14 protein-coding genes and 1 pseudogene are annotated in these 16504 nt (G+C 73.6%); 5 read left to right on the forward strand and 10 right to left on the reverse strand.

The window, feature by feature from the left end; all coding sequences use genetic code 11:
- Window positions 1-8 precede the first annotated feature (8 nt).
- From EV385_RS23825 to EV385_RS23845, 5 genes are all read right to left on the reverse strand, one after another.
- On the reverse strand, window positions 9-1529 hold the full coding sequence (locus tag EV385_RS23825; RefSeq protein WP_130511475.1) for a phytoene desaturase family protein: 1521 nt from the start codon (window positions 1527-1529) through the stop codon (window positions 9-11).
- A complete protein-coding gene (locus tag EV385_RS23830) occupies window positions 1526-2638 on the reverse strand; it encodes a glycosyltransferase family 2 protein (RefSeq protein WP_130511476.1) in 1113 nt (370 codons plus the stop codon). The genes EV385_RS23825 and EV385_RS23830 overlap by 4 nt, the downstream gene beginning before the upstream one ends.
- Before the next feature lie 70 nt (window positions 2639-2708).
- Entirely contained in the window at window positions 2709-3494 is a 786-nt protein-coding gene (locus EV385_RS23835; protein WP_423203079.1) for a carotenoid biosynthesis protein, read from the reverse strand.
- 4 nt (window positions 3495-3498) lie between these two features.
- A complete protein-coding gene (locus EV385_RS23840; RefSeq protein WP_130511477.1) occupies window positions 3499-4080 on the reverse strand; it encodes a GNAT family N-acetyltransferase in 582 nt (193 codons plus the stop codon).
- Complete coding sequence (locus EV385_RS23845) at window positions 4077-4796, reverse strand: monooxygenase (RefSeq protein WP_130511478.1); 720 nt, start codon at window positions 4794-4796, stop codon at window positions 4077-4079. The genes EV385_RS23840 and EV385_RS23845 overlap by 4 nt, the downstream gene beginning before the upstream one ends.
- Window positions 4797-4936: 140 nt before the next feature.
- On the opposite strand from EV385_RS23845, the gene nadE reads away from it, so the two are divergent.
- The gene (gene nadE / locus EV385_RS23850) at window positions 4937-5758 is read left to right on the forward strand and encodes an ammonia-dependent NAD(+) synthetase (RefSeq protein ID WP_130511479.1); all 822 of its coding nucleotides are present in this window, start codon (window positions 4937-4939) and stop codon (window positions 5756-5758) included.
- 38 nt (window positions 5759-5796) lie between these two features.
- Here the strand turns inward: nadE and EV385_RS23855 are convergent, their stop codons facing one another.
- The 5 genes from EV385_RS23855 to EV385_RS23875 all read right to left on the reverse strand — a co-directional run bounded on the left by EV385_RS23855 (window position 5797) and on the right by EV385_RS23875 (window position 9954).
- Entirely contained in the window at window positions 5797-6306 is a 510-nt protein-coding gene (locus EV385_RS23855; protein ID WP_130511480.1) for a mycothiol transferase, read from the reverse strand.
- A gap of 38 nt (window positions 6307-6344) precedes the next feature.
- Window positions 6345-6833 (reverse strand): YbaK/EbsC family protein, encoded by a 489-nt coding sequence (locus EV385_RS23860; RefSeq protein ID WP_130511481.1) that lies wholly within the window; start codon window positions 6831-6833, stop codon window positions 6345-6347.
- 49 nt (window positions 6834-6882) lie between these two features.
- Window positions 6883-7980: a DUF1152 domain-containing protein gene (locus EV385_RS23865; RefSeq protein WP_130511482.1), complete on the reverse strand. Its 1098-nt coding sequence runs from the start codon at window positions 7978-7980 to the stop codon at window positions 6883-6885.
- 170 nt (window positions 7981-8150) lie between these two features.
- Window positions 8151-9125: an EamA family transporter gene (locus EV385_RS23870; RefSeq protein WP_130511483.1), complete on the reverse strand. Its 975-nt coding sequence runs from the start codon at window positions 9123-9125 to the stop codon at window positions 8151-8153.
- Window positions 9126-9147: 22 nt separating this feature from the next.
- A complete protein-coding gene (locus tag EV385_RS23875; RefSeq protein WP_130511484.1) occupies window positions 9148-9954 on the reverse strand; it encodes an SDR family NAD(P)-dependent oxidoreductase in 807 nt (268 codons plus the stop codon).
- A gap of 60 nt (window positions 9955-10014) precedes the next feature.
- Here EV385_RS23875 and EV385_RS23880 point away from each other — a divergent pair, with 60 nt between their 5' ends.
- The 4 genes and pseudogenes from EV385_RS23880 to EV385_RS35240 form a co-directional block, all read left to right on the forward strand.
- A complete protein-coding gene (locus tag EV385_RS23880; RefSeq protein WP_130511485.1) occupies window positions 10015-11991 on the forward strand; it encodes an APC family permease in 1977 nt (658 codons plus the stop codon).
- A gap of 480 nt (window positions 11992-12471) precedes the next feature.
- Window positions 12472-12966, forward strand: coding sequence for an SAV_6107 family HEPN domain-containing protein (locus tag EV385_RS23885; protein ID WP_165449571.1), 495 nt, complete (start codon window positions 12472-12474; stop codon window positions 12964-12966).
- 121 nt (window positions 12967-13087) lie between these two features.
- Complete coding sequence (locus EV385_RS23890) at window positions 13088-13939, forward strand: hypothetical protein (protein WP_341273966.1); 852 nt, start codon at window positions 13088-13090, stop codon at window positions 13937-13939.
- A gap of 65 nt (window positions 13940-14004) precedes the next feature.
- A pseudogene (locus tag EV385_RS35240) lies at window positions 14005-15723 on the forward strand (DNA polymerase Y family protein); the annotation flags it as partial.
- Between the last annotated feature and the right edge of the window lie 781 nt (window positions 15724-16504).

Raw genomic sequence — 16504 nt, forward strand, 5'->3', positions numbered from 1 at the left:
ACCGTGGATCATGGTGAGTTCGGGCGCAGCGCTGCCCCGAACTCTCCAGGTTTCGACCGGGCCCGCCGTGGCCGGGGTGAGGAGGTCAGGGCGGGCCCGATCAGGTCGGCGACGATGCGGGCGGACAGGGTCACCATCGGCAGGCCGCCGCCGGGATGTGCCGAGCCGCCGACCAGGTACAACCCGTCCACCGGCCCCCGGTTGCGCGGCCGCACGAGGGAGCCCGCCGTACCGTAGATCGCGCCGCCGGGGGCGCCGGTTGCCGCGGCCAGATCCGCTGGGGTGCGCCACTCCAGGAACCGCAACCTGTCCCGCACGTCCAGACCCCGGCGGGCCAGCACCGCCAGCACATGCTCGGCGTACGCCGCCGCCAGCCCCGGGCGCTGCCAGTCCACCGCCGCCCACCCCGTGCCGTGCGGCGGGGCGTTGACCAGCACGAACCACGCCTCGTCCCCGTCCGGGTGGGTCGCCGGATCGTTGGCCCGGGTCACGAACACCGCCGGGTCGGACGCGGGCCGGGCGGGCCGACCGGCCCCCGGATCGCCGAAGACCGCGTCGAACTCGGCGTCGTAGTAGGACGGGAAGAACACCGTGTGGTGCGCCAGCGCCGGGGTGCGCCCGCGCACCCCGAGCAGCAGCACGAACCCGGCGAGGCTGCGGTCGGCCAGCCCGGCCAGGCGACCCGGGCACGGCAGCAGGTCCCGGTACACACTCAGCGCGTCCGCGTTCGCCACCACGACGTCCGCCGGCGCCACCCCGCCGTCCGCGAGGTCCACCCCGGACACCCGGCCGTGCGCTGTCCGGATCGCGGTCACCGGCGAGGACGGCACCACGGTCACGCCCAGCGCACGGCACCGGGCCGACAGCGCCTCCGCGAGGGTGTGCAGGCCGCCGGGCAGATACCAGCCGCCGAACGCCAGCTCCGCGTACGGGACGGCGGCCAGCGCGGCCGGGGCGCGGCGCGGGTCCGCCCCGGCGTACGTGGCGTACCGGTCCAGCAGCATCCGCAGCCGGGGATCGCGCAGATGCCGGTAACCCAGCGCGCGCAGCGACCGCCCGGGGGCCACCGCCCGCAGGTCGGCCAGCCGCCAGGACAGCGCGGCCAGCGACGCGGGGGACACCGGGCGCCGCAGCACGGAACGCCACGACGCGGCCCAGATCCGCCGCGCCCGCCGCCAGAACCGCTCCCAGTCCGCGGCGGCCCCGGCGCCCATGACCGCCGCGATCCGCTCCCGGAACACCGCCGGATCCGACGCCGAGTCCAGCACCGTGCCGTCGGCGAAGACGTGCCGCACCACCGGGTCCAGCGGCACCGGGTCCAGGCCCAGCTCCAGATCCGCGAAGACCTGCGGCAGGGTGAGCAGGCTGGGGCCGGTGTCGAAGACGAAACCGTCCCGTTCGTAGCGGCCGAGCTTGCCGCCGACCACCTCGGCGCGCTCGTGCACCACCACCTCGTGCCCGGCGACGGCCAGCCGCGCCGCCACGGCCAGACCGCCGACCCCCGCCCCGACCACGACCACCCGGCTCATGAGAGGTCTCCGATCAGGGGCCGGCCGCGCCAGCTCAGCAGCCCCCGCCGGCGGCGGACGAAGGAGCGTCCCACCAGCGCCGCGAAGGCCACGATGGACAGTGGGTGGGCGAGCGGGTCCGGCCAGATCCGTCCGCCGGTCGCGGCGGCGGACACCGCCCTGCCGGCGACCCCTGACAGGTACGCGCACCCGCACCACAGCGCGGCGTGCGGGCGGCCCGCCGCCAGGAACCCGGCCGCGGCCACCGGCGGCGCCACGTACAGCAGCGTCAGCAGCAGCACGACCGTGGCCGCCCCGGCCGGGGAGCCGAACGACGCCCACAGCGACTTGGCGTAGCCGTCGGACAGCTCGCGCCACGAGGCGTACATCCGGCAGTCGGCCAGCCGGGAGCCGTCGGCCAGGGCTATCCGGCCGCCCGCCCGCTTCACCGCCCGGGCCAGCGCGATGTCCTCCAAAACCTCGCCGCGTACGGCCGCGTGCCCGCCTGCCCGCTGGTAACCCGCCCGGTCCGCGACCAGCCACTGCCCACCGGCGGCGGCCAGCGACGGCCGCGACGAGCGTTCCATCGCCCGCAGGGGCAGGAAGGTCAGCCACGACCACTGCAGCAGCGGCTGCACCAGCCGCCCCGCCCCGGTGATGCGCGGATACGGCGACAGCAGCTGCGCTTCGGCCGCGCGCAACGCGGCCACCGCCCCGGCCACCGCGTCGGGTGCCAGCACCACGTCGGCGTCCACGAACACCAGCACGTCCGCGTCGCCCGCCGCGTCGGCGAGCTGCGCGCAAGCGTACGGCTTGCCCAGCCATCCGGGCGGCGGGGCGGCGCCGGTGAGCAAGCGGATCCGGTCCCCGGCGACCGCGCGCACCACCTCCGCGGTGCCGTCGCTCGACCCGTCGTCGAGCGCGATCACCTCCAGGCGCGCCACCCCGGTCTGGGCCAGCAGCGCCCGCAGGCACGGGGTGACCCGGTGCGCCTCGTCGCGAAGGGGCAGCAGCACCGCCACCCGCTCGGCGGTCGTCGCGCCCCGGGGCGGGCGGCGTAACAGCACCGCGTTGACCGCCGCGTGCGCGGCCAGCGCCAGCCACGGCAGCAGCGCGATCAGGCCGATCATGCGGGCCTCCCCGGCAGCGGCGACGCTGGCCCGGTCGCGGGGCTGCCTGGGAGCGGGGACGCTGGGTCGGTCATGCGGGGCTCCGGCGCCGCAGCCGCGCTGCCAGGGGCACGACCACCACGCCCATGAGCACCCCGCCCCAGAGCGCGGATGCGGGCAGGCCCAGGAAGACGGCGTGCGCGAGCACGCACGAAGCGTACGTCCAGAGCCAGAGCGCGATCATCGGACCGTCCCGATTGTCCGGCGCGGTCGCGGCGGGTCCCGCCGCGACCGCCAGCACCGTCATGAGCAGCAGCGCGAAGCCGATCCAGCCCAGGTAGTTGCTGATCGGTACGCCCGGTACGCCGGGCAGCGCGGGGGTGGGGGAGTGCCACGCCCAGTAGCCCTCGGCGACCATCTGCGGGTCCAGGAACAGATCCCACGCGGCGAGGCCCACCGCGGCCAGCACGATCCGTGCCGCCCGGTGGCGGGCCAGCCGCAGCGCGGCCAGCCACGCGGGCCACGCCATCCACGTCCACGCCAGCGGGATAACCAGCGGCACGCCCAGCAGCCGCGGCCCGAGCCGCCCCGAGTAGTCGTACGTCCCGAACGGGAACCCGGTGGCCACCCCCACCGCCTCCACCGCGAAGCCGCCCAGCGCGGCCGTGGCGACCAGCGCGGCGGCGGCCCGCGCGCCCCGGGTGAGCAGTGCGTGGGTCACCGACAGCAGGCAGCCCAGCAGCACCGTGCCGACCGTGAGCCCGGCCCGGGTGGCCCCGCCGGTGAGCGGGTAGCAGATCTGGGCCAGCACCAGGACGCCGAGCAGCACCCACGGCAGCGCGCGCGCCCACCCCGGCCGGGTGTCCAGGTTCGTCACGGCCTCAGATGCCGACGATGCCCGGCGCGTCCTCGGGCGCGGCCCGTTCGGCCAGGGGCAGGTCCCGGCCCAGGATCGCGAACGCGCGCTCGTCGCCGGGGAAGTAGAAGTCGCGCAGCACGTCGACGAAGCCGAACCGGCGGTACAGCCGCCAGGCCCGCGAGGTCTGCTCGTCGGCCTCGGGCGTGCTCAGCAGCACGGTCGCCCCGGCCGCCATGGCCAGCAGGGCACGCAACTGGCGGGCGCCCACCCCGTGCCCCTGCGCGCTGGGGCGTACGTGCAGCTCCACCACCTCGAAGCAGTCGGTGAGCCAGCGGCGGCGGTCCGGCTCGTCCAGGGCGGTACGCACCTGGTCGTGCCACCACTGGCCGGGGCCGGAGGTGTAGCCGTACCCGAATCCGGCCAGCCGTCCCTCCGTGGTCAGCGTCGCGACGGCCCGGAAGCCGGGTCGGCGGGCATGCGCGCCGATGTAGCCGCGCCGGGTCTGCAACAGTTCGGCGCGGTAGCCCATCGCCTCGCCGTACACGCTCACCACGTCGTCGAGCCGCCGGAGCAGATCGTCCGGCTGCCACGGCACCAGCCTCATCGCTGCGACCGCCCTCCCTCGCGCCACCCCAGTACGGCCCGGTCGCCGTCGATCCCGCGTACCGAAAACCTGGCGAACAGGTCCTCCGCGTACCACCGGTCCGTCGGGGTCCGCGCGATCACCGCGCGGTGCTGCGGCGTACGGTACGCGAACCCGGCGAGATCTGCCTGGCTGCGCCACACGGTGACCGTGCCTTGCCAGCCGATCGGCGCCTCCCCGATGCCGAACCGGGCGAGCAGTCCGGGCGCCTGCTGCAAGGCGGCCACGACCGGTGGCACCGCCCGCCAGAACGTCAGCGCCCGGGTGGGCCGCAACCGGGCCCGGGTCAACGCCAGCACGGTCCCCTCGGCCCGGATGCGGGCGGGGGTCGTCTCGCCGAACGGCGCCACCCCCGACCAGAGCCCCCGGCTGGCCTGGGGCGTCAGGTCCAGCCGCGCCGACCCGGTGGCCACGCCCGCCCACCCGGCGTCGACCGCACGCACCGCCGCCGGGCTGGGCTCCCCGGCCCAGGTGAGCAGGGCCGCGTACCGGGTGAGGTCGGCGTCGCCCGGGCCGAATCCGGTGCCGGTACCGGTGCCGAGCAGCTTGGCGAAACGTACGCCGGGCAGCGACCGCAGCCGCCGTGGCTCGCGCGCCATCCGCCGCAGCGCGGCACCGAGGGCACGTCGCGGCACCCGCCACACATGCAGCGTGACCAGGGCGGGTACGTCATCCACAGGTGCACGCTACGGCGTGGCGCACCGTCGGGCCACCGCTCGAACGCGTTCGTGGCCCACCCGACCCGAACCCTCATCGAGGCGAGGTGCTGGGTGATGATGAGACGGAAGGTCATCCGGAGCGAGGGGGATTCGCCACCATGACACCTGGGCAGATCGCCCGCGAGCTGGGCGTCGACGCGGACTTCGAGGCTGACCGCGAGATCCGGCGACGCGTCGGGTTCCTCGCCGGCACGCTCACCTCCACCGGCGCCGAGGCCCTGGTGCTGGGCATCAGCGGCGGCGTCGACTCGACCGCCGCCGGCCGGCTCTGCCAGCTCGCCGTCGAGGACGCCCGGCGCGTGGGCCACGACGCCGTCTTCGTCGCGATGCGGCTGCCGTACGGCAGCCAGCACGACGAGCACGACGCCCAGGCGGCTCTGGCGTTCATCCGGCCCGACCGGACCCTGACCGTCGACATCCGTCCGGCCAGTGACGCCAGCCTGCAGACGTTGCTGGCCGGCGGCCTGCCCGTGCGGGATCCCGACGCGCAGGACTTCCTGCTGGGCAACATCAAGGCCCGGCAGCGGATGATCGCGCAGTACGCCCTGGCGGCGGCGCTGCGCGGGCTCGTCGTCGGCACCGACCACGCCGCCGAAGCCGTCACCGGCTTCTTCACCAAGCACGGCGACGGCGCCGCCGACGTCGCGCCGCTGACCGGCCTGACCAAGCGGCGCGTACGCGCGATCGCCGAGGCGCTGGGCGCACCGCACGCGCTGGTGCACAAGATCCCCACGGCGGATCTGGAATCGCTGCGCCCCGGCAGATCCGACGAGGAGGCCCTCGGCTTCACGTACGACGACATCGACGACTTCCTGGAAGGACGGCCGGTCCGGCCCGACACCGCCGAGGCCATCGCCCAGCGGTTCCGCGACACCGCCCACAAACGCCGGCTCCCCGCCGCACCGGCCGCGTCCGGCTGAACGACCCGGTCGGCGACCCCGCGAGGCCGGGGCCGCGCCTACTCGCCGGTCGGGCCGCCCGCGAGCTCGGCGACGATGTCGAGGTGCCCGAGATGGCGGGCGTACTCCTGCAGGAGATGGAACAGCACCCGTTCCAGCGTGGCCGGTGGGGCGCCGTCCCACCGTGGCCCGGGCGCCCCGACCGTCGCGAGGTCGTGTCCTTCGACGACGACCCGGGTGTGTTCGCCCTGCGCGCGCAGCGCCGTCGCCAGGGCGTCGGGTGTCTCGTCGGGTGCGACGTACCACCGGTCCTCGCGCCGGTCCCCCCACGGTTCCTCGACCGGCCGCCCTTGGAATCCCCACTCGATCCAGCGCAGCTCGACGTAGCGCAGATGTTTGAGCAGCTCCAGCGGGGTCCATCCCGACGGAAGCCGGCTCCGGCGCAGCTCGCCGGGGGGCAACGCGGAGACCTTCGACAGCACCGTCTCCCGGAAGTAGTCGAGGTAGCGCAGGAACACCTCGGTGCGTCCGGCCGCGGGAACGGTCGGCGAGGGGAAGGGCATCGGCATCGCACCAGTATCCGGCCGGCCGGGTTCGGTCGCGGTGGCTAGGCGACGTCCGCGGCTGTCCCGGCGGTGACGCGCAGCAGTTCCGCGTACGTGGTGGGAAAGACCGCCCGGGGCACCCCGCCGGCGGCCCAGATCACCGGATACTGCCCGAGTGCCGTGTCGACCAGGGTTCGCACCGGTTCGGGATGCCCCACGGGAGCGACCCCACCGATCGCCTGCCCGGTGTGCTGGCGGACGAATTCCGGCGTCGCCCGGCGCAGCTTGGCGATGCCCAGCCCGGCCGCGACCTTGGCGGTGTCGACCCGGTGGGCGCCGGAGGTGAGCACGAGCAGGGGTTCACCGTCGGCATCGAAGATCAACGAGTTCGCGATCTGCCCGACCTCGACCCCTAGCGCCGCGGCCGCCGCGGCCGCGGTGTGTACGGCCTCGTCCAGGACGACCACCTCGGGGGTCGCGCCGTCGGCGGTCCGTGCGTCCGCGGCCCGCAGCGCCTCCCGGACGGCCTGCACATTCGGATGGTTCTCCACCGGGCCATTCTGCCGTGCCGCACGGACATCACCGGGCAGCCGATACTGGCTATCGGAGTGAGATCCGACAGAGCGGTAGTTCATGGAACGCGAGATCCCCGACTAGAGCGCGCATTCTCGTCGGGTCGTAGCGGTGCAGTCCAAGGACTTCGGTGAGGCGCCGAAAACTGACAAAGTCGGCCCCGCGTGCGGCGGCGGCCTCCCGGTATTCGCGTAAACGGGACCGTAGCTCCTCGGCGGAGGGATCGCCGGTCCGTCGGTGCGCCAGCATCTCGCTCTTCCTGCGTTCGTGATCGAGTTCGGTGCGACCACAGATTTCCCGGGTGATCGCCTCGGCTTGGTCGAACGATTCCGTGGCGATGAGCTTCTGTGCTATCGCATTGCGCTCGAGGACCGAGTCCGACGAGGTGAGAAACGCGTCAGTGCTGTGGTCGGTCAGCGAAACGAGCGCACCCTTGTCGCGGATCTCCGCCCGGCCGCTCGCGCCCATCGCGGCCGCCGCGACCAACATCGTTGCCTCTGAGGGGTGGTGTTCCAGAGCCGGAAGGAACGGCCGGACGTGGGCGATGCGCAGCTTGCGGACGTCGGCACCCATGGCGACGAGAGCGTTTCGCAGTTCGTCGTCGGGCAACTCGCCATCTAAACCAGGTCCGATGACCGCGACGTCCGTTGGCACGGGCAGTTCGGCGGTCGCGGCCAGCGCGAGGGCGTCGCCGAGGGGGCTGAGCAGCGATGCTTCGCTGCCGTGCGCCGCGACGTCACCCCCGACGTCCACCAGCGTTACGCGATCGACGGACAGGTGATCGATCACCTCGCGCAACTGCTGACGAAGTCCGGCGGCCCCGCGCGCCGGATCCATGACCATGAACCTTGCGGGCGTGTGCCGGGCCAGCACCGTCAAACCGGATACGCCGCCGGCGGCCAAGTTGCTGTCCGCCGTGACTTCCCAGGCGTGCTCGGTCAGCTGGCGCAGACCCACGAAGTCTTGGACCTGGCGCGGCCCCGGGGCTGGATCGATCAGGTATCGGTCCCACGAATAGCTGGCGACCGTGGGTGCCGAGTTGGAGCCGCCGAGCGCACGACACAGCATCAACGCGGCGAGGGCGTCGCCACCACCGCCGGCCGCAACGTACAGGTCGTTGCTCATCGTTCAGAGTATGGCGAGCACGTGGCCGATTGCCCTTCGTGGCAGTGCCACCCATGCGGGCTGCCGTGGCCATTGCGACCCCGCGTCGCCACCTATGTCCGAGATGGACCGTCGCTGATACGCGGCGGGATGAACGTAGATCAGAGGAAGTAGATAAAGATCGAAACGGGTCAGGGTTCGCCGGGGCGGGCCGCGGTGGCCAGCGGCTCGGGGGAGAGTGGACCGGGTTCGGGGGTGGTCCGGGCGGTCTCGGCCAGGGTCACCCCGGCCAGCACCAGGGTGCCGCCCGCGAGTTGGGCCGCGTTCAGCGCCTCGCCGCTGCCCAGGGCCAGCCACGCGACCGCCGCGGCGATCACCGGCTCCACCATGCCGAGAATGCCGACGCTGGTCGCGGGCAGGTGCCGCAGGGCACCCGCCACCAGCAGGTACGGCACGATCGACCCGAACAACACCACCGAGCAGCACAGCAGCGCCACGGGGATGCCCGCCTCGCTGCGCGACAGCGCGCTCCAGTCGGCCGTGCCCGGCGTGAGCGCGCGGATCAGCAGGCCCGCGGCGGTGGCCGCCGCGAACGCCCAGGTGGTCAGCGACAGGGTGTCGCGGTGCTGCACGCCGCGGGCGCCGAGAACGTAGTAGAACGCCAGCAGCACGGCCGCGCCGAGCCCGGCGGCCACGCCCAGGCCGTCGAGGCTCAGGTCGCCCCAGACCTCGGCGACGCAGCCGAGCCCGGCCAGGCTGAGCACCAGCCCGGCCCACAGCCGTGGGCGGACCGGCTGGTGCTGGCCGAAGCGCGCCCACAGCGCCACGAGCAGCGGGGCCATGTACTCGAACAGCAGGGCGATGCCGACCGGCATCCGGCTGATCGCGACGAAATACAACATGGGTACGAGGCAGAAGCCGCTCACGCCGTACACAAGAAGCAGTGGCACCTCGTGGCGACGCAGCGTGAGCCGCCGCGGACCGGGTGAGATCAGCAGGCTCAGGACGAGCAGGCCGGCGAACGCGCCGGCGGCGCGCAGCAGGGTGAGCTGTGGTGCGGGCACGCCCGCACGCAGGACGAGCTTGGACACGGTGCCGTTGACCGCGAACAACGCGCCCGAGGCGAGCACCATCGCGACGCCGAGCGTCGGCCTGCGTCCTGTCACGGGTCGAGGGTACCGATACTCCTTACATGCCGACGGCCTTCGCGCTGGTCTCCCACAGTCTGGCGGCCACCGCCGGGTCCGCGGCCCTGCCCTTCGGACGTGCCGGTTTGTGCCCGACGTAGTAGCCGCCGTCGGTCAGGCCGTCTGCGGTGGCCAGCCACACCAGCAGCGCACCGGCCTTCTCCGGGGTGGTCAGGAACGGCGCATACCGGTAGAACAGCCGGAACATCGGGCCGTCGCCGAAGTTGCTGCGCACCACGCCGGGGTGGAACGACACCGAGACGATGTCCGGCCAGCGCCGGGCGGCCTCCGCGGCGAACGCGATGTTGGCGGCCTTGCTGGTGCCGTACGCCTGCCACATCCGGAACCTCTCCGGCGCGGAGATGAAGTCGTCGGGGTCCAGGTCGCCGCGCGCGTGCGCGTCCGAGGCGGTGTTGACCACCCGGCCGCCGCGCAGCCGCTCCCGCAGCAGGTTGGTCAGCAGGAACGCCGCCAGGTGGTTGCCCTGGATCGTCGACTCGAAGCCGTCCACGGTGCGGCGGTAGGTGGCGGGAATGCCGCCCGCGTTGTTGGCCAGCACGTCGACCTTCGGGTACGTGCCGAGCACGTGCTCGGCCAGCCGGCGTACGTCGTCGAGCACCGCGAAGTCGGCCCGCAGCGCGTCGGGCTCGCGGCCGCCACCGGCCTCGCGCACCTGCGCGACCGCGTCGGCCAGCCGCCGCGGATCGCGGCCGACCATGACCACCTGGTCACCGCGCTGGGCGAATTGCCTGGCCGCGGCCAGTCCCACCCCGGAACTCGCGCCCGTGACCACGACGGTGCGTGTCATCCGTACCCTCCCCTTGGTCTTGGGGGTCGAAGTCGCCCCCATGGTGCATCCTGATACCCGATGAGCACCGAGATCCATGTCCCGGCCTGTGTAGAACGTGCGGACGCCGTGGCGCCGCCCAAGCACGCGGTGGGCCGGTGGCTGCTGCAGCACCGCGTTCAGCCGACCGGCCCCGAGTCGGAGGAGGGGCACGGCAAGCCGCAGGCGTGGTGGAAGGTGATGTGTCTCACCGGCGTGGACTACTTCTCCACGCTGTCCTACCTGCCGGCCATCGCCGCGCTGGCGGCGGGCGCGCTGTCGCCGCTGGCCACGCTGCTCATCGTGGCCCTGACCCTGTTCGGCATGCTGCCCATGTACCGGCGGGTGGCGCGGGAGAGCCCGCACGGGCAGGGCTCGGTGGCCATGCTGGAGCATCTGTTGCCGTTCTGGCGCGGCAAGCTGTTCGTGCTGGTGCTGCTGGGCTTCGTCGCCACCTCGTGGATCATCACGATCACGCTGTCCGCGGCGGACGCCACCGTGCACATGGTGGAGAATCCGGTCTTTCCCGACTTCCTGCACGGGCGCAACGTCCTCATCACGGTCGTGCTGCTGCTGGTCCTCGGCTTCGTGTTCCTGCTGGGCTTCAACGAGGCGGTCGGCCTGGCCATCCCGCTGGTCGCGATCTTCCTCGGCCTCAACGCGGTGGTCACGGTGGTCGGCATCGGCGAGGTGATCAGTACGCCCGGAGCCTTCTCGGCGTGGACGCACGCGCTGACCGAGCACGGCACCGGGTTCTTCGCCCTCCTCGGCCCGTCGATCCTCGCCTTCCCGGCGCTGGTGCTCGGCCTGTCCGGCTTCGAGACCGGGGTCAGCATGATGCCGCTCATCGCCGCCGAGGGCGAGACCGCCGAGCAGCGGCTCGAACGGCGCATCCGCAACACCCGCAAGCTGCTCACGGCGGCCGCGCTGATCATGAGCGTCTATCTCATCGCCACCAGCTTCGTCACCACGGTGCTGATCCCGCGCGAGGCGTTCGAGGAGGGCGGGCCCGCGTACGGGCGGGCGCTGGCGTACCTGGCGCACGAGTATCTCGGCGAGGCGTTCGGCACGGTGTACGACATCAGCAGCGTCCTGATCCTGTGGTTCGCCGGTGCCTCCGCCATGGCGGGCCTGATCAACATCGTGCCGCGCTACCTGCCCGGCTACGGCATGGCGCCCGAGTGGGGTCGCGCCGTACGGCCGGTGGTGCTGGTCTACACCGCCGTCAGCATCGGCATCACGCTGCTGTTCCGCGCGGACGTCAACGCGCAGGCCGGGGCGTACGCCACCGGCATCCTGGCGATGATGGTCTCCGGCGCGGTGGCCGTGACGATCTCCGCCGCGCGGGCCCGGCAACGCCGCGCCACGATCGGCTTCACGATCCTCACCCTGGTCCTGCTGTACGCGCTGGGCGAGAACATCATCGAGAAGCCGGACGGCATCGCCATCTCGGCCATGTTCGTGGCCGCCATCATCGTCGTGTCGCTGATCTCCCGGATCACCCGGACCACCGAGCTGCGCGCGGAGCGGATCGAGTTCGACGAAGACGCCCGCCGCTTCATCGCCGAGTCCATCGCCCACGACGGCGAGCTCGACATCGTCGCCAACCGCCGCCAGGCCGGCGACGCCGCCGAGTACGACGCCAAGGAGCGCGAGCAGCGCGGCATGAACCCGGTGCCGCGCGGTCACGACGTGCTGTTCCTGGAGATCGACGTGATCGACCCGTCGGCGTTCAGCAACGTGCTCCAGGTGCGCGGCGTCGAGGTGGAGGGCCACCGCGTCCTGCGCGCCCAGAGCCCGGCCGCCCCGAACGCGATCGCGGCGGTCCTGCTGGCGCTGCGGGACGCGACCGGCGTGCGGCCGCACTGCTACTTCGAGTGGGCCGAGGGCCGCCCGCTGGTCCACCTGTTCCGCTACCTGCTGCTCGGCCGCGGCGACACCGCCCCGGTGGTCCGCGAGATCATCCGCTCCTGCGAGCCCGACCCGGGTCAGCGCCCCGGCATCCACGTCGGCGGCTGACGCCCGCTTCACCTGTTTTCGCAGGTGAAGATCCATTTACTCCAGGTGCCGGGCTTGCTTCGAGGCCTCCTCGCATCTCGCCACGGGTGGGGCCCGTCGATGTTGCGTTTTTGTCGGAGGGGGGTGTTACTCTCTCCCTAAGTTAGAACGCGTGTTCGATTCCTTCGAACGTTCGTCCTAGCGGCGCGGGAGCGGTGATTCGCGGCACGGCTCCCGGAGTGCGGCACCCGCGAAGTGCCGCACGCGAGGTCCGGACATTCGCGGGTCCGGTCCTCACCAGGCAGGATCGTCGTCCGCCGCCCTCGACCCCCGGGCGGCGGGCGACGGACCCGCCGGCTCGTCCGGCCGGGTGTGGTGTGGGGAAGCATCCATACCCGGCCGGCGCGCCCCAAGGACCACCGGGGCCTTCCCCGCTGTGCCTTCCTCCGCAGCGGATCGGTTCGACCAGCACGTCGGATGCGACATACGCGAGGAGAGATCATGGTGAGCCACACGGCGTCGAGCGTCATTCAGGGGCCCGCGCTGGCACACGCACCGACGGCGGGGCCCGAGGCGCCCACCGTCCCGGCGCACATGCTGCCGCACCGCACACCCGCCCAGCTACTGGCCATCGCCCGGCAGGGGCTGGCCGAGGCGGCGCAGACCCGTCCCGACGGCCTGCGCTACGCCGCCGCGCACCTGGCCGCCCTGCGCGCGGCCGCCGCGGTGCTCGCCGCCCGCGCCCGCCCCGCCGCGCCCAGCCGGCGCAGCCGGGCCACCAGCGTCTGGTCCCTGCTCGTGCTCGTCGCCCCCGACTTCGGCGAGTGGGCCGGCTACTTCGCCCTCGGCGCCGGGAAACGGGCCGCCGCCGAGGCCGGCATTCCGCGCGTGGTCACCGCGCGCGAGGCCGACGACCTGCTCCGCGCGGCCGAGCAGTTCGTCGCGGTGGTCGAGTCCTCCCTGGGCCTGAGCTACCAGCCACCCCTGGCGGCCTGACCGGCCGTCCCGATCCGGCCTTCCCGGCTCACACGTCACAGATGTCAGTTCAGATCGTGTGCCGCTGACCTCGGCTCCCGAGGTGAGTCGCACAGGTCGTCGAGAGTTTGAGCGGGGCAGCATGGCCGGGCGCATGATCAACGGTGCGGCCGCCCTGGCTGAGCTGGTGCGGGCAGCCGGCGACACCGACGAGCCGGGCGTGCACCGGGTGCTGCCGGTGCTGCCCGAGCTGAGCGGCCTGCTCCCCAGCCGGGGACTGCGCCGGGGCAGCACCGTCGCCGTCGCCGGGGATCGCCCCCCGACCGGCTGCGGCAACACCTCCCTGCTGCTGGCGCTGTTGTCCGCGGCCTCGCGCTCCGGATCCTGGTGCGCGGTGGTCGGCATGCCCGCGCTGGGGGCGCTCGCGGCGGCCGAGAGTGGGATCATCCTGGACCGGCTCGCACTCGTGCCCAACGCCGGTCCCGAGTGGCCCACCGTGGTCGCCGCCCTCATCGACGGCGTGGACGTGGTCGTCGTCGCCGTACCCGGCCCGGTGTCCGGGTCCATCGCCAACCGGCTGGCCGCCCGGGCCCGCCAGCGCGGCTGCGTCCTCGTGCCGTACGGGCGATGGGACGGTGCGGACGTCACCCTGCAGGTCCGCGACGGGCGCTGGGAGGGCCTCGGGGCCGGGCGGGGACGGCTGCGCCGCCGCGAGGTCACCATCACGGCGCAGGGGCGCGGCGCCGCGGCCCGTCCCAAGCGGATGACGATGTGGCTGCCGGGCGTGGGCGTGATGGCGGCTCCCGATGCCGCGCTGGGCGTCCCGGTCACCCACCCGGCGCCGGTCACCCTCCCGGTGCCGGTCGCTGCGGTGCCGGTCGCTGCGGTGCCGGTCGCCGCGGTGTCCGATGACGCGCAAGGTGGCGGGTCGGGGGCGCAAGGTGGCGGGGCGCAGGACGGCGGGCGGCCGACACTGGCGGTGGTGAACTCGTGAGCGATCCGACCGCCCGGACGTCCGCCGGGAAGGGCACTGCGACATCCGCCGGGAAAGGCGCCCGGCTGGTCGGTACCGGCGATCCGGGCGGTGCGGCCGGCCCGCGGACGCTGCTCGTGTGGTGCCCGGACTGGCCGGTCATCGCCGCCGAGATCGTGGACGGGGTGCCCGCCGCCGAACCGGTGGCGGTGCTGCGCGCCAACCGGGTACTGGCCTGTTCCGAATCGGCCCGCGCGGACGGGGTCCGGCGCGGGCTGCGCCGGCGCGAGGCGCAGAGCCGGTGCCCGCGCCTGACCGTCGTCGAACACGACCCGGGGCGCGACGCGCGCGCGTTCGAGCCGGTCGTGGCCGCGGTCGAGGAGGTCGCGGTCGGGGTGGAGGTGATCCGGCCGGGCGCCTGTGCACTGGCCGCGCGCGGGCCCGCCCGCTACTTCGGCGGTGAGCAGGCGGCCGCCGAGCGGATCGTCGAACACGTCGCCCAGGAGTGCGCGGTGGAGAGTCAGATCGGCATCGCGGACGGGATGTTCGCGGCCGGGCTCGCCGCCCGTACCGGGCAGATCGTCGCGCCGGGCGGCACCCGTACGTTCCTGGCCGGGATGCCGGTCGAGGCCCTGGAACGGCCGGAGCTGGCCGACCTGCTGCGTCGGCTGGGTGTCAAGACGCTCGGTGACTTCGCGGCCCTGCCGGCCGGGGACGTGCTGACCCGGTTCGGCTTCGACGGGGCGCTCGCGCACCGGTGGGCGACGGGCTTCGACCATCGGCCGCTGGCGGTCCGCAAGCCACCGCCGGACCTGGACGTCACCCAGGAGTACGACGAACCGCTGGAGCGCGTCGACGTGGCCGCGTTCGCCGGTCGCGCTCTGGCCGAGCGGCTGCACGAGCGGCTCGCCGCGTACGGGCTGGCCTGCACCCGGCTCGGCATCGAGGCGATCACCGCCAACGGGCAGGAACTGCACCGGGTGTGGCGGCACGACGGCATGCTCACGCCGGCCGCCATCGCCGAACGGGTGCGCTGGCAACTCGACGGCTGGCTCACCGGCGCCCGCCGTGGCGGTCCGGCCCGGCCCACCGCCGGCCTGATCCGGCTGCGGCTGGTCCCCGACGGCGTGCTCGTCCACCTCGGACTGCAGCCCGGCCTGTGGGGTGACACCGGCGCCGACCGGGAACGGGCGCACCGCGCGCTCAGCCGCATCCAGGGCCTGCTCGGCCCCGAAGCCGTGGTGACGCCGGTGCTGGGTGGCGGCCGGTCCGCCGACGACCAGGTGCGCATGGTCCCGTGGGGGGACGAGCGGGTGCCGACCCGGCCTGGCGCTGAGCCCGCCGACCCGTTTCCGATCGTTGAGCCCGGGGGGTCGTTTCCGGCGCTGACGGCCGCGCCCGCCCACCCGGGCCCACCACTTGTCAGCGCCGTTCCGCAGCAGGGTGCTGGTCTGCAGCAGGGTGCTGGTCTGCAGCAGGGTGCCGGTCTGCAGCAGGGTGCCGGTCTGCAGCAGGGTGCCGGTCTGCAGCAGGGTGCCGGTCTGCAGCACGGTGCTGGTCTACAGCATGGTGCTGCTCTGCAGCAGGGTGCCGGTCGGCAGCAGGGTGCCGGTCGGCAGCAGGGCGTCGCTTCCCGGGGTGGTGCGGCGCAGCGGCGGGCTGACGCGGAGGCCCGGCGCCTGGCCGCCCTCCCGCCGTGGCCGGGTCGATTGCCCAAGCCGGCTCCCGCCCTGGTCCTGCCTCATCCGCTGCCAGCCGTGCTCCTCGATGCCGACGGCGAGCCGGTCCGGGTCAGCGCCCGCCTGGAACTTTCCGGCATGCCCGCGTGCCTGCTCGTCGACACCACCGACCCGGCGCGAGGCGGGACAGGCCGCAACAGCGCGACAGGCCGCAGCAGCGCGACAGGCCGTAACGGCGGGACAGGCCGCAGCAGCGCGACAGGCTGTAACGGCGGGACAGGCCGCAGCAGCGGGATGGGTGGCAATAGCGGGATGGGTGGCAATAGCGGGACAGGCCGCAACAGCGGCGGCGGCGTCGAGATTGTCGGCTGGGCGGGACCGTGGCCGGTGGACGAACGCTGGTGGGCCCCGGCCGAAGCGCGCCGCCGGGCCCGGTTCCAGATCGGCCTCGCGGACGGCAGAGCCCTGCTCCTCACCCTGACGGACGGCCACTGGGCGATCGAGGCGATCTATGACTAATACGGTGACCACCAAGGTGGACCGGGTGCCACCCAGCGCGCCCGGCGGGCTCCGGCGACGCGTTGAAGGTCATCTGTACAGGTGCGGGCCCGATCCAGCCCGTGTACGGCGGCCAGCAGGCCGGCTTCCTGACGGTATGCACCATATGCCCGCCTCCCGCCGACCGGACCTTGGAGAGTTCCGGTTAGGAGCTGACCGGAATTCAACAAGGTGGGTTTCTGGTCTGAGTGGTTGTCCGAATGGTGGGAGCGTTGTCCAGAGGTTGAACCCCGAGGCGACCGGCTCAAGGGGTGGGCGGTGAGTTTCCACAATCCCCGGATGCCGTGGACGGAGCTGGAAGGCAGGCTCAGCGGCCGGACGGTCGGCAAACGCCACCTCGACCGACCGG

The organism is Krasilnikovia cinnamomea, assembly GCF_004217545.1.
Taxonomy (GTDB): Bacteria; Actinomycetota; Actinomycetes; order Mycobacteriales; family Micromonosporaceae; genus Actinoplanes; species Actinoplanes cinnamomeus.